We start from the raw sequence: 12,789 nt of genomic DNA, 5'->3' as shown, positions 1-12,789 counted from the left end.
ATGGTAGCTGACAAACTCATTATTGACGTCTCCCTCAGATGACGTTGCACGTTGAAGGCCACGCTGATTGCACGCCCCGAAAAATCAAACGCCGGCTTCCGGAAAAAGTTCCGCCGGCCGTGGAACTAAATTAGAAAGCGGGCGTTTCGGGGTTTCGGGATGGGCAACCAGACGAGGGTTCCGCTTGCGTTGTGGTTTGCAGTCGAAGAGCGGTTCGGGTGCTGGAAATTAGGGCTACTATGAAAGAAATGTCAAAAAAGCAGATGGCTGATGCCGCAAAGAGGCATCGGAACGGGGATGGCAACCCGCTGGGGACGAACTCCGAAATCGCGCGCAAGCTCAAGCAGTATTATGACGAGCTGGTCTCGGACCATGTGCCGGACCGCTTCGCTCAGCTGCTCAGCCAGCTGGAACAGGCCGAACCCGCCCAGAAAAAGGACTGAGGCATGGCGGCGGTATCCCAGAGCTTCAAGACCGAGCTGCTCGGTGCGATCCCGAGCCTGCGCGCTTTCGCCGTGTCGCTGACGCAGAATGCCGACCGGGCCGACGACCTCGTCCAGGAAACGCTGGTCAAGGCCTGGGACAAGCATGAGAGTTTCCAGCCGGGCACCAATTTGAAGGCATGGCTGTTCACCATACTGCGCAACGAATTCTATTCGCAGATGCGCAAGCGCGGCCGCGAGGTGCAGGACAGCGACGGCATCATGACGGCCAGGCTTGCCGTCCACCCGGCCCAGCACGGCCAGCTCGACCTCAAGGATTTCCGCGGCGCGCTCGAGCAACTGCCCGAGGACCAGCGCGAGGCCATCATCCTGATCGGCGCTTCTGGCTTCTCCTATGAAGAAGCCGCCGAGATATGCGGCTGCGCGGTCGGCACCATCAAGAGCCGCGTCAGCCGGGCGCGCGCAAGGTTGCAGGAGATCCTCAAGATTTCCGGAGAGGACGAGTTCGGGCCCGATGCGATCTCGGCGCAGGTCACAGGTTCGAACGCGGCTTAAGCCGATACCGTTACGATTCCGACTGCAAGGATAGCCTCAGGCCGGGGCGATCCGGCCGCAGGCCATGGCCACGGCTTCGATCAGATCGTCGCCCGAGTAAGGCTTGGTGACCAGCCGGATGTCCGGGAACGCTTCCTTGATCTCGTCCGGATCCGAATAGCCGGAGGCAAATACGAACGGTATGCCCTCGCTGCGCAGCCGGGCGGCGAAATCCAGGGTCGAAACGTCGCCGAGCATCAGGTCGACGACCGCCGCGTCGAAACGCGCGGGCAGCGCCTGTCCGTCGATCTCGTCGAGCGCGCGCGCGATCGTCACGCCCGCGGCGCCGTGGTCGCGGCAAAGCTGCTCGACGTCCATCGCGATCAGGAACTCGTCTTCCAGGACGAGGATACGCAGTCCGTCAAGCAGTGCTGGCACTTATCAGTGTCTCCTCGCAGGGCTCACTCATGCGCGGAATTCGCCGCCATGTCATTTAAAAAAGACGTGGCTAAAGAGACAGGGGGCCCCGGCCTCGCGGAACCCCTGACGGTCTCAAACGTTTCCTTGTGCCCATAAGGGCAGGGGTTTCGAAGAGGGGTCGAAATGTCCAGCCAAAGCGCACGTCCGGCTGCGAATCGTCAATATCCTTGCGAAGAGTGCCCGTTGCGGCCGTTGCCCGCCTTTCGCGCGTTCGAAAAGCAGGAGCTGGCATTCGTAAGCGCTTTCAAGCGCGGTGAACTCGCCGTCGACAAGGGAGCCACGGTCCTGGTCGAAGGCAGCCACAGCGCGCATCTCTACACGGTGCTGTCGGGCTGGGCGTTCCGCTACAAGCTCTTGCCCGACGGGCGTCGGCAGATCCTCAATTATTCCATGCCTGGCGATCTCATCGGCCTGCAGGGAAGCCTGATGGGCGAGATGCAGCATTCCGTCGAGGCCTTGTCGCCGATGCTGCTGTGCCTTTTCGAGCGCGATCAGCTGCAGGAACTCTATCGCAACCACCCCGGACTTGCTTACGACATCACCTGGATCGCGTCGCGCGAGGAACGCATGCTGGACGAGAACCTGCTCAGCATCGGCCGCCGCACCGCGCTCGAACGAGCGGCCTACCTCATCGCCTTCATCGCCAGCCGGGCGCGCAGCGCCGGACTGAACGGCAAGACGCCGCTGCGAATCCCGATCACGCAACAGCACATCGCCGACACGCTCGGCCTTTCGCTGGTCCACACCAACAAGACGATCCGCAAGCTGATGGACCGCAGGCTCGTTCTGTGGCGAGATGGCGGCTGCGAAGTGATCGACTATGACGGACTGAAGAAGCTTGCCCGCTGGGACGGGCTCGGCGAGGAACGCCGGCCGCTGATCTAGGCCGGCTCGAGCCGCCGAATCGGGAACTTTGACGCAGAACAGACGTTGAAATCCAAGCAAACGCAAGGAGTTAGAGATGGCAACCGCCGCAGGCAGATCCGCAACAGATCAAGCGACCACCGCCGACCTGGAGGCTGATATCGAGCAATTGAAAGCGGATATCCAGAAACTCACGGAGCAGCTCGCCAAGACCGGTCAGCACGGTTATGGCGCGGCCCGTCGCGCTGCCGCGGATGGCGTCGAACAATTGCGCGCGCAAGGCGAAGCTGCCTTCGAGAGCATGCGGGGCAGCGCCGAAGACATCGAAGCACAGCTGATAGCCAAAGTGCGCGAGAAGCCGGTGACGTCGCTGGCGATCGCGGCGGGTGTCGGCTTCCTCTTCGCCCTGCTTTCCCGCCGCTAGCCTCAGATGGGGACGCTTGTCTCGCTGATCTCGGCCCTTGCCTCGGGCGAGGCGATGGCCGCTTTGCAAAGAGCGCGGACGACGGCAATCCTTTACGGACTTGCCGCCGTTCTTGCGCTGTGCGGTGTCGGCTTCCTCATCGGCGCCGCCTATATCTGGCTGGCGGCGCGCTATGGACCGCTGGCGACCAGTCTCGGCTTCGGCGTAGGGTTCCTGGTGATTGCCGGGCTCATCCTTGCCATCCACAAGCTGACGACGAGCATGCGCAGCAGGCGGCGCGCGCGGCGGCGGCAGGCCGACATGACCGCGCTGGGCGTTACCGCGGTACTTGCACTGCTTCCGGCCCTTGCCAGGAGCAAGGCCGGGCTGGGCGCCGTCATCGCGCCCGCCTTGGCGGTCGTCGCCTACGCCATCTATCGCGAGAACGCCAAGCCGCCAAAGCAAGGTCCGGAAGACATGCCGTAAAGCGGTTCATGAGACGACAATTGCTTGCGTCAAGGACGGCTTGAACGCCCTCCCCGACACGGAACCTTACCGAACAGGGCCCGTTACCGACCATGTCGTGGCAGAAACGCCCGCCGCCGCGCAGCATGGAGGCCAATCGTGACCAAGATCGTACCCGAAGACAAAGCACGCCAGGGACATTGGGGCTGGCATGCGTTGAGAATCCTCGTCGCCGGGCTCCTGCTCGCCCTCATCGCGTGGGGGGCAGTCGAGATTTATGGCGAGCTGATCAAGTCGCCGACGACGCAGCAGACCGTGCCGGAAGCGCCGCCCGCGGCGCAGAAATCCGTCCAGGGCGGTTGATCCCCGCATCACGCCGCCTCGTCCGCGCTTTGCTTGCCGGAACGAGCACGTTCAGCGCGGCGGGGTGAATCTCGATCGTGGTTTCGCGCTCGAGCCTCATCAGTTCGCCATCCAGCACCGCGCTGAACTTCCTGGCGGACGAGTGGATCCTCAGCACGGCCTTGCCGGCTTGATGAACTTCTACATGCGCGCTCCGGCGCCACCTGCCGCGCAGCATGTCCAGCAAAAGCTTTGCCAGATGATGACGACGGCGCGCGACGCTGACATAGATGCCGAGCACGCCGCCGGCCGGATTGTCTGCATAGGGCAGGTGGCCTTCGCCGAACAGGTTGTTGGAAATGCCGATGCCGGTCGTGCGGGTGACGATCTCCGCCTTGCCGACGCTCAAGCTCACCTTAAGCGCCGGCGGGTTCTTGATCGCCTCCCATGCGGCGCGCATGGACGCCCGCATCTTTCCAAGGCGCGAGCCGAAATCCATTTTTTCGCGCAGCTGAACCATCCTGGCATGCATGCCGACCGAGAACTGGTGCACGAAAGGCCGGCCGTTGGCGCTGGCCATATCGACGGCGATCACCTCGCCATCGGCAAAGGACTGCAGCGCCGCTCCCAATGTCTGCGGAATACCCAGCTCGCGCGCGAAGAGGTTCATCGTGCCGGCGGGCAAGATGGCCAGGGCCTTCTTCTTGTTCATGAGCAGGGACGCCGCGGTGGAAATCGTGCCGTCACCGCCTCCGGCAAGAATGACGTCGATATTGCGCCTGGCGATTGCCCTTTGCAGCGCCGCGGCGACGTCGCGGCCGGCCACGACGTCGATCTCGACAGAATGTCCCGCTGCTTCGAGTGTCTGACGCAGCTGTTCGGAAAATGCTTCAATGTTGATGGTGCGGAGCGTGCCGCTGTCCTGATTCAGCACCGCAGCAAACCGCATGCACCGCTCCGTGTTGCCTTCAGGTCGGTTTGAGCCGGCAGACCCTTAGCCGCAGCTGAAACGACAATGCGGCCGCAAAGGTTCCGCCGGAGGTTCAGGAGTCCGGACACCCGTGAGCGCGTTGTGGTTGGAACAACACCCCGGTCACAACGTTGTGATCCTGTCGACACTGCCGCTCCCGACTCGCCGTTCTGAGGCTGGGCCAGGGAGCGCAATGCATAGATCAGGCACGAGGAGAGACTATGATGATCCGCACCCTTTTGGCGACGACCGCGATCGCGACGCTGCTTGCGACCGGCGCTTTTGCACAGACGACGCCCGCTCCGGCTCAACAGGCGCCGGCAGCCGAGAATCCGGCTCCGGTCATGCGCTCGGACGGCGCGCTCATGACGAACATCATTGGCGAGTCCGTCTATAACGGCACCGGCGACGACGCGCAGAATATCGGCAAGGTCGACGATGTGGTCTTCGATTCCAGCGGCAATGCCAAATCCGCCATTATCGGAGTCGGCGGATTTCTCGGCGTCGGCAAGAAGGACGTCGCTTTCGACTACAGCAAGCTGGAATGGGCCGAGAAGAACGGCGACCGCTGGCTGGTCGCCAAGTCGACCAAGGATGAGCTGAACGCTCTGCCGGCGTTCGACCGCAAGCCTTATGATCCGGCCCCGGCGCAGTCGGCCGACGCTACGCAGCCCGCCAACAACACGACGCAGGCTCCGGCGGCCGCACCGGCCGAGCCGGTGAAGAAGGCGGAGGGCAACCTCGCCACCAACATCATGGGCGAGTCGGTCTATAACGGCACCGCGGACGACGCCCAGAAGATCGGTGACGTGAAGGACATCGTGCTTGCCAAGGACGGCAAGGCCGAGTCGCTGGTGATCGGCGTCGGCGGCTTCCTCGGCATCGGCACCAAGAACGTCACCTTCGACTTCGCCAAGGCCAAGTGGGCGGAGAAGAACGGCGACCGCTGGCTGGTGGCCGAGACGACGAAGGAGCAGCTGCAGGCTCAGCCCGATTTCAACCGCAAGGCCTATGATCCGGCACCCGGCTCGACGGCGGCCGCGACCAATGCGCCCGCCACGACGACGCCCGCGGTGGTCTCTTCGGATACCACGTCCGACAAGGGCGCGAAGCCGGCAGAGCCCGCCAAGTCGACGGCCGAGAACAAGTCTGCGACGCCGCCCGCTTCGAGCACGGCCGAGAACAAGCCGGCCGATAACGGCGCCGCCGCCACCGACCAGACCAAGACCGCTTCCATCGACAAATCGACATTGACCGAAATGCCGATGGGCAACATGCGCGTTGACGACCTTAAGGGTACGACGGTCTATGGCGCCAACGATGCCGAGATAGGTTCGATCGGCGACGTCGTGCTGACGCCCGACAACAAGCCGGACGCGGTGATCGTCGATGTCGGCGGCTTCCTCGGGATTGGCGCCAAGCAAGTGGCGGTCGGCATGGACAAGCTCAAATTCATGACCGACAAGAACGGCAAGAAGTACCTCTACACCAACTTCACCAAGGAACAGCTGCAGGCGCAGGCGGCCTATGACAAGAGCAGCTATGCCGCAAACCGCGACCAGCAGCGGATGATGCTGAAGTAGGGGAATAGGGCAGTAGGGCAGTAGGGCAGTAGGGCAGTAGGGCAGTAGGGACACTCACCGTCTCGGCGTACTGCCCCCTATTGCCTTACTGCCCTACTGCCTTGGCCACATATCCAACCACTCCTTCCGTCAGCTCCGCCAGCGCCAGCGACTGGTCGAGATGCGCGGCGCGCCAGGCGAGCATCTTTTCGGCGAACTGCAGCCGCACCGGCAGATAGGACGGATCTTCGGCGACATTGTTCAGCTCGCCTGGATCCTTCGACAGGTCGAACAGAAGCGGCGGCAGGCCGCCGCCGAAATGGACATATTCGAAGTCCGCCGTGCGGATGACGGCGAGGTTGCAGGCGCGCGATTCGATACCGAAATGGCGTTCGGCCTCGCCTTTGGCGACCGTGCGGAAATCAAATTCCCAATGCGCGGCGTCGCGCCAGGTCTCCGGCCCCTTGCCGTCGAGCCAGGGCACCAGCGAGCGGCCGTCGAGATGGCGCTGCGGCGCGGCGCCGGTCAGGTCGAGCAAGGTCGGGAAGATATCGACGGCCTCGGTGAAACGATCGACGGATACGCCGGCTGTCGCGCTGCGCCGCGGATCGCGGATGATCAGCGGAATATGGTAGCTGGCGTCGAAGAAGCCGCCTTTGCCGAGCATGAAATGGTCGCCCATCATCTCTGCGTGGTCGGAGGTGAGCACGATGACGGTGTCGTCCCAGGCGCCCGCTAACTTGATCGCCTGCCAGACGCGGCCGAGCTGCGCGTCGACCTCGGAGATCATGCCGTAGTAGATCGCGCGGATGCGGCGGAAGTTCTCCTCGCTCCACTCCGCCACCTTGCCTTCGCTGCCGGGGACGAATTTCGTCCGCTTCTGCCGGTCGAGATCGTAGGCGAGATAGGGATGGCTTTCCGCCTCGGCTTGCCAGCTTGCCGCGCGCTTGAAGGCGGGACCTTCGGCCGGATCATACATGCGGTTGTAGGGCTCCGGCACGATGAAAGGCGGGTGCGGGCTGATGAAGGAGATATGCGCGAACCATGGCGCGCCCTCCTCCTGCTCGCCGAGCCAGCGGATGAATTCGCCGGTCAGGAAAGCGGTCGGCGTCTGGTCCTTCGTGTAGGCCGGCGGCGCGTTGGTCACGTCGCCATCCGCCTGGCCGCCGGCCGGACGGTGGATGCCGGGGCTGCCTGCGCCGGTGTCGACGCCTTGCGCCCGCAGCCATGACAGCCACTGCTTCTGATGTTCGGGCAAAGCCTGGCGCACGGTGAAGCCGGGCAGCACGCCTTCATAGCTGCGCAGCCGCGGATCCTCGGGCGAGAGTTGCCGGGGGTCGAGCGAGACATCGGTGTAGCCGAACAAAGTGGGATCGTAGCCCGCCGCGCGCGCCGAAAGTGCGATGTTGCCATGACGCGCGTCGAGCGGCGTGCCGTTGCGGCAGACGCGATTGTTCATCTGGTAAAGCCCGGTATAGAGGCAGGCACGGGCGGGAGAACAGGGTGCTGCGCCGCCATAGTGGCGCCGGAAAAGCACGCCTTCGGCGGCGAGCGCATCCACATTCGGCGTCTTCACCACCGGATGGCCGGCGGCCGACAAGCAATCGCCGCGCCACTGGTCGCAGGTGATGAGGAGGACGTTCGGGTGGCTCGTCGGATGGTCCAAGATCGTCTCCTTGTGGAAGCGCCCAGATGGAACGGAAATCACCGGCGTTGCAAGTCAATGCCGGTGATAGATTGGTGAACATATTTCGAACGGTCGTTCACTTTTATGACACAGTCCATTCTGTGTTTGCCCGCTTTGCCGCCGGCCCGCCTATCCTCATATTGGCTGGGACAGCGGCGAGGGCCGCACAAGAACAAGGGAAGGAGCACGATCATGCTCAATCAGATCCAGGGTCTGCATCACGTCACCTCGATGGCGAGCGATGCACGCCGCAACAATGAGTTCTTCACCAAGAAGCTCGGCCTGCGCCGGGTGAAGAAGACAGTCAATTTCGACGCGCCGGACGTCTACCACCTCTACTATGCCGACGAGGTCGGCACGCCGGGTTCGGTGATGACCTATTTCCCGTTCCCCGATATCGGCAAGGGCCGGCACGGGGTGGGCGAGGTCGGCACGACGGTGTTCTCGGTGCCGGAGGGCACGCTCGCCTATTGGGAAAAGCGCTTCGCCGACGAAGGCGTGGGCAATGTCGCCCGCACGGAAAGTTTCGGCGAAAAGCGGCTCACCTTCACCGGTCCGGACGGCGACAGTTTCGCGCTTGTCGAGGACAAGGCCGACAGCAGGGCGCCATGGGTCAAGGGCGGTGTTCCCGGCGACGAGGCGATCCGTGGCTTCCACTCGGTCTCGCTGCGGCTGAAGGATGGCGGCGCCACCGAGGAGCTCTTGAAGTTCATGGGCTATGAGGAGGTCGACAAGTCCGGCAATATACGTCGGCTGGCGATCAAGAACGGCAATGGCGCCGATGTCGTCGACATCGAATCGCTGCCCGGCGCGGGCTTTGCCAATCTCGGCGCCGGCTCGGTGCATCACGTCGCCTTCGCGGTCGAGGATCGCGCCAAGCAGCTCGAGGTGCGCAAGGCGCTTGTCGACACAGGCTATGGCGTGACGCCGGTCATCGATCGCGACTATTTCTGGGCGATCTATTTCCGCACGCCGGGCGGCGTGCTGTTCGAGGTGGCCACCAACGAACCGGGCTTCGACCGCGACGAGGACACTGCGCATCTCGGCGAGGCGCTGAAGCTGCCGACGCAGCATCAGCATCTCAGGCCCTATCTCGAAGAGCATCTGCAGAAGCTGGAAGACTGAAGCTATGAGCAAGGACGCTTACATCCATAAGGTGCTGCCCGGTTCGCCGAGCAGCCCGCTGCTCTTCGTCTTCCACGGCACCGGCGCGGATGAAAACCAGCTTCTCGGTTTCGGCCGCGATCTTGTGCCTTCGGCGACGATCATCTCGCCGCGCGGCGATGTCTCGGAGCATGGCGCCGCGCGCTTCTTCCGCCGCACCGGCGAGGGCGTCTACGATATGGACGACCTGGCGCGGGCGACGGCGAAGATGGCGGGCTTCGTCAAGGCGCATGTCGAGGTGGCAAAGCCCTCGGCGGTGTTCGGCCTCGGCTATTCCAACGGCGCCAACATCCTGGCTTCGGTGGTGTTCGCCGAGCCCGGCCTGTTCGATGCCGTGGCGCTGATGCATCCGCTGATCCCGTTCGAACCGCAGGTGCAGGGCAGCCTTGCCGGCCGGCGCATCCTGATCACGGCCGGCAGGCGCGATCCGATCTGCCCGCCCAATTTGACGTCGCGGCTCGAGGCCTATTTGCGCGCCGACGGCGCCGATGCCACAGTGGAATGGCACGACGGCGGGCATGAGGTTCGGCCGAATGAAATCGAAGTGGCGCGGCGGCTTTTTGCCCCGGCGCCGGCTCCAAATCCAAGAGATGGAGCATGATGTCGTCCGAAAACCGCTTCACACTTTTCGGCATCATGCTCCAAGGAGGCAACTAAATGGCTGATCAACTGCCCGAGATCGAACTGGAAGACCACGGCTCCAAGGGGCGCTACGTGCTGCGCGGACCCGGCGGCGCCGAGGCCGAAATGACCTTCACCAAGATCGGCGAGCACCAGCTCATCATCGATCATACGGAGGTGCCGGACGCCTTTCGCGGCCAGGGCGCCGGGCTTCGGCTCGTCACCCGCGCCGTCGAGGACGCGCGCGCCGCCGGCAAGAAGATCATCCCGCTCTGCCCCTTCGCCAACGCCCAGTTCCGCCGCCATCCGGAATGGGCGGATGTGCTGAAGCAGTAGAGGATTTTTTCCTTCCCCCCTTGTGGGGGAAGGTGGCCGCGAAGCGGCCGGATGAGGGGTGTTCCAGCGGAGTGCGACGTCTGCATTCCCTGGAACACCCCTCATCCGTCTCGGCGCTGCGCCGATCCACCTTCTCCCCCAGGGGGAGAAGGGAACTCTTCGCATTTGCACCGCCCAGCCATCTTGCCTAAGTTGACGGTTCGCTCTGACGAAACCCGTCGTCCCGCCCGTCACCGATTTGAATGGCTCCCCTGATGACCGATACCGACCTGATCCCCGTTTTCGACGGACATAACGACACGCTGCTTCGGCTCTACCAGTCGAAGGAAGCCGATGTCGAAAAGCTGTTCATCGAGGGGACGCCGGGCGGCCATATCGACCTGCCGCGCGCCAGGAAGGGCGGCTTTGCCGGCGGCATGTTCGCGATCTTTCCGCCGCCGGTCGAGAAGTCGAAGCGCAGCGCGGTGCCGCCGGCGCCGAGCGACAACGAGCCGCTGCCGCCGGAACTGCCGCAGGCCGAGGCGATCACCTCCACCATCGGCATGGCTTCGATCCTGTTCAGGCTGGAGCGCGCCGGCGCGCTGACCGTCTGCCGCAGCGCCGGCGATGTACGCGCCGCCATGGCGAAAGGCTCGATCGCGGCGATTTTCCACATCGAAGGCGTCGAAGCGATCGATCCCGAGCTTGCCATGCTCGACGTGCTGCACGCCGCAGGCCTGCGCTCGCTGGGCATCGTCTGGAGCCGGCCGAATGCCTTCGGCAATGGCGTGCCGTTCCGGTTTCCTTCCTCGCCCGATACCGGGCCCGGCCTCACCGATGCCGGCAAGGCGCTGGTCAAGGCGTGCAACCAGCTCAGGATCATGATCGACCTGTCGCATCTCAACGAGAAGGGTTTTCGCGACGTGGCGGGCTTGAGCGACGCGCCGCTGGTCGCCACCCATTCCAATGTGCATGCGATCTGCGGCCATTCGCGCAACCTGACCGACTGGCAGCTCGGAGCGATCCGCGAATCGGGTGGCATGGTCGGCCTCAACTTCGCCACCGGCTTCCTGCGCGAGGACGGCCGCATGAACGCCGACACCAGCATCGACATCATGGTGCGCCATATCGACTCGCTCTTGCAGGCGCTGGGCGAGGACGGTGTCGGGCTAGGCTCGGATTTCGACGGCGCCATGATCCCGGCTCCCATCGGCGACGTCGCCGGCCTGCCCAAGCTCGTCGACGCGCTGGCGGCGCGCGGTTTCGGGCGCCCGCTGATCGAGAAGATCGCTTACCGGAATTGGTTGAGCGTGCTGGAGCGCACAATAGGTTGAGCGCGACTACTGGCCGTAGCCCATGCGTTTCAGCCATTCCTGGCCGACGCCGCGGTCGCGGATGATCGCCAAGGGGTTTTCCGCGTCGAGCCGGGCGCAGATGCGGTAGACCTCCAGCGTCTCGGCGTTCATCTCGCCGCGCTTGAAGAAAAACATCGCCGCAGCGTAGCGGGTGCGGCCGGACCACATCTCGCCGAGCGGTGTGTTGACCAGCTGCCACTGCTCGGCGGCTTCCGCCTCCAGGTCTTCCGCTTCGCTTGCCATCTCAGAAATCCGCGGGCGGGTTGGCGGTGCGGCGGTCGAGCTTGATGAAGGGCCGCGGCACTATCTTCGCCTTCTTCATCAGCTTCTGGTACTGCAGCTCGCGCATGGCGTAGATCTCGACCCAGAGGTCGTCGACGATCGTGTCGCCATAGGGCCGCCGCAGCGAGGCGAGCGCGATGTTGCGTTTGGCCATCGGCGACCACATCGCCGCGCTGACCAGCCCGACTTCCTGGCTTTTGCGGTAATAGACGATGGCATGCTCGGCCGGGATGTTGCCTTCGATCTCCAGGCCGACCAGCACGTGACGCAGCTTCTTCTTCGCGCGCGCTTCGAGGATGGCGCGGCGGCCGTTGAAATGGCCCTTGTCCGGATCGATCATGAAGCCGAGGCCGATCTCGTCGGGCATGCGCAGGCGGTCGGCGCGGATGGCGTGCTCGGCGGTGGTGAAGTCGGCATTGGCGACGATCAGGCCGGCTTCCAGCCGGGCCCGGTTCAGCGCGGTATAACCGATGGCGCGGATGCCACGCAGCTCGCCTGCCACCATAAGCCGGTCCCACAGGCTGAGTGCCTTGTCCGCCGGCACGAACAGCTCGTAGCCGAGATCGCCGGTGAAGCCAGTGCGCGAGATGGTGACGGTGCCGCCGTCATGCGCGAACTCGGCAAGGTCGAACACTTTCAGCCGCTCGACGCCGGCAAAGCCCGCGTCGCGCAGGATGGCGAAGGATGTCGGGCCTTGCAGCGCCAGGCCGGCGACAGCCTCCGTCTCTTCCTCGACGCTGACCTCATAGCCAATCGTGCTGTCCAGCAGCCAGGGCAGATGCCGCTCCTGCGAGCACAGCCGGAAGCGCGTCGGCGCGAGCCGGAACAGCGTGCCGTCGTCCAGCACGAAACCTTCGTCGTCGCACCAGGCGGTGTAGTGGACGCGGCCGGGCTCCAGTTTCGTCACGTCGCGCAGTGTGACGCGGTCGAGATAGGCTTCGGCGTCCCGGCCTTCGATCCGGTATTTGGTCATCGGCGAGATGTCGAACAGCGCCGCCTGGCTGCGCATGGCGAAATATTCGAGCTCCTCGTCCCACAGCGAGTGCGGCGCGCGGTAGCCGGCCCAACTGTACCAATCCTGCTTTAGGGCAAGCGCATCGATGCGCGGCTGGAACGGCGTGCCGAGTCGCAGCGTGCGGAAGTGGGATTGGGCTGTTGTGCGGGCGTCGGTTGACGGCTTGATGGTGGGATGATGGTTCATGACGGCGTTCCTTCGCGCCCCCCTCTGTCCTGCCGGACATCTCCCCCACAAGGGGGGAGATTGGCCGTCGCCCTGGCTTTCGCCAATCGCCAACGTTGCAG

General features: G+C 64.1%; 16 protein-coding genes. 11 read left to right on the top strand and 5 right to left on the bottom strand.

Annotated features, from left to right (window positions below):
• Nucleotides 1-239 precede the first annotated feature (239 nt).
• Both EOD07_RS06635 and EOD07_RS06630 read left to right on the top strand, forming a co-directional pair.
• Entirely contained in the window at nt 240-443 is a 204-nt protein-coding gene (locus EOD07_RS06635; protein ID WP_127234445.1) for a NepR family anti-sigma factor, read from the top strand.
• A gap of 3 nt (nt 444-446) precedes the next feature.
• Nucleotides 447-998, top strand: a complete 552-nt coding sequence (locus EOD07_RS06630; RefSeq protein WP_040985057.1) for an RNA polymerase sigma factor — start codon at nt 447-449, stop codon at nt 996-998.
• A gap of 36 nt (nt 999-1,034) precedes the next feature.
• Here the strand turns inward: EOD07_RS06630 and EOD07_RS06625 are convergent, their stop codons facing one another.
• On the bottom strand, nt 1,035-1,415 hold the full coding sequence (locus EOD07_RS06625; RefSeq protein WP_127234444.1) for a response regulator: 381 nt from the start codon (nt 1,413-1,415) through the stop codon (nt 1,035-1,037).
• A 165-nt stretch (nt 1,416-1,580) separates the two neighbouring features.
• Between EOD07_RS06625 and EOD07_RS06620 the strand changes: the two genes are divergently transcribed.
• From EOD07_RS06620 to EOD07_RS06605, 4 genes are all read left to right on the top strand, one after another.
• Entirely contained in the window at nt 1,581-2,342 is a 762-nt protein-coding gene (locus EOD07_RS06620) for a Crp/Fnr family transcriptional regulator (RefSeq protein WP_127234443.1), read from the top strand.
• A gap of 76 nt (nt 2,343-2,418) precedes the next feature.
• A complete protein-coding gene (locus tag EOD07_RS06615) occupies nt 2,419-2,745 on the top strand; it encodes a DUF883 family protein (protein WP_073987983.1) in 327 nt (108 codons plus the stop codon).
• A gap of 6 nt (nt 2,746-2,751) precedes the next feature.
• Nucleotides 2,752-3,210, top strand: coding sequence for a phage holin family protein (locus EOD07_RS06610; RefSeq protein WP_127234442.1), 459 nt, complete (start codon nt 2,752-2,754; stop codon nt 3,208-3,210).
• Between the two features lie 138 nt (nt 3,211-3,348).
• Nucleotides 3,349-3,552, top strand: a complete 204-nt coding sequence (locus EOD07_RS06605) for a hypothetical protein (protein ID WP_073987981.1) — start codon at nt 3,349-3,351, stop codon at nt 3,550-3,552.
• On the opposite strand, the gene EOD07_RS06600 is transcribed toward EOD07_RS06605, so the two are convergent.
• Nucleotides 3,479-4,480, bottom strand: coding sequence for a diacylglycerol kinase family protein (locus tag EOD07_RS06600; RefSeq protein ID WP_127234441.1), 1,002 nt, complete (start codon nt 4,478-4,480; stop codon nt 3,479-3,481). The genes EOD07_RS06605 and EOD07_RS06600 overlap by 74 nt on opposite strands.
• A gap of 245 nt (nt 4,481-4,725) precedes the next feature.
• On the opposite strand from EOD07_RS06600, the gene EOD07_RS06595 reads away from it, so the two are divergent.
• The gene (locus EOD07_RS06595; protein WP_127234446.1) at nt 4,726-6,084 is read left to right on the top strand and encodes a PRC-barrel domain-containing protein; all 1,359 of its coding nucleotides are present in this window, start codon (nt 4,726-4,728) and stop codon (nt 6,082-6,084) included.
• An 85-nt stretch (nt 6,085-6,169) separates the two neighbouring features.
• Here the strand turns inward: EOD07_RS06595 and EOD07_RS06590 are convergent, their stop codons facing one another.
• Complete coding sequence (locus tag EOD07_RS06590) at nt 6,170-7,729, bottom strand: alkaline phosphatase family protein (RefSeq protein ID WP_127234440.1); 1,560 nt, start codon at nt 7,727-7,729, stop codon at nt 6,170-6,172.
• Between the two features lie 213 nt (nt 7,730-7,942).
• Between EOD07_RS06590 and EOD07_RS06585 the strand changes: the two genes are divergently transcribed.
• The 4 genes from EOD07_RS06585 (at nt 7,943) to EOD07_RS06570 (ending at nt 11,184) form a co-directional block, all read left to right on the top strand.
• Complete coding sequence (locus EOD07_RS06585; protein WP_127234439.1) at nt 7,943-8,875, top strand: VOC family protein; 933 nt, start codon at nt 7,943-7,945, stop codon at nt 8,873-8,875.
• A gap of 4 nt (nt 8,876-8,879) precedes the next feature.
• Nucleotides 8,880-9,515: an alpha/beta hydrolase gene (locus tag EOD07_RS06580; protein ID WP_127234438.1), complete on the top strand. Its 636-nt coding sequence runs from the start codon at nt 8,880-8,882 to the stop codon at nt 9,513-9,515.
• A gap of 56 nt (nt 9,516-9,571) precedes the next feature.
• A complete protein-coding gene (locus tag EOD07_RS06575; protein ID WP_071034417.1) occupies nt 9,572-9,871 on the top strand; it encodes a GNAT family N-acetyltransferase in 300 nt (99 codons plus the stop codon).
• Nucleotides 9,872-10,125: 254 nt separating this feature from the next.
• Nucleotides 10,126-11,184, top strand: a complete 1,059-nt coding sequence (locus EOD07_RS06570) for a dipeptidase (RefSeq protein ID WP_127234437.1) — start codon at nt 10,126-10,128, stop codon at nt 11,182-11,184.
• 6 nt (nt 11,185-11,190) lie between these two features.
• Here EOD07_RS06570 and EOD07_RS06565 read toward each other — a convergent pair whose 3' ends face one another.
• Both EOD07_RS06565 and EOD07_RS06560 read right to left on the bottom strand, forming a co-directional pair.
• Nucleotides 11,191-11,448, bottom strand: coding sequence for a hypothetical protein (locus EOD07_RS06565; protein WP_127234436.1), 258 nt, complete (start codon nt 11,446-11,448; stop codon nt 11,191-11,193).
• Between the two features lies 1 nt (nt 11,449).
• A complete protein-coding gene (locus tag EOD07_RS06560; RefSeq protein WP_127234435.1) occupies nt 11,450-12,688 on the bottom strand; it encodes an aminomethyltransferase family protein in 1,239 nt (412 codons plus the stop codon).
• Nucleotides 12,689-12,789 lie beyond the last annotated feature (101 nt).

Source organism: Mesorhizobium sp. M2C.T.Ca.TU.002.02.1.1 (assembly GCF_003997225.1).
Note: the sequence above shows the minus strand (reverse complement) of the source record. Positions and strands in the feature narration are given on the sequence as shown.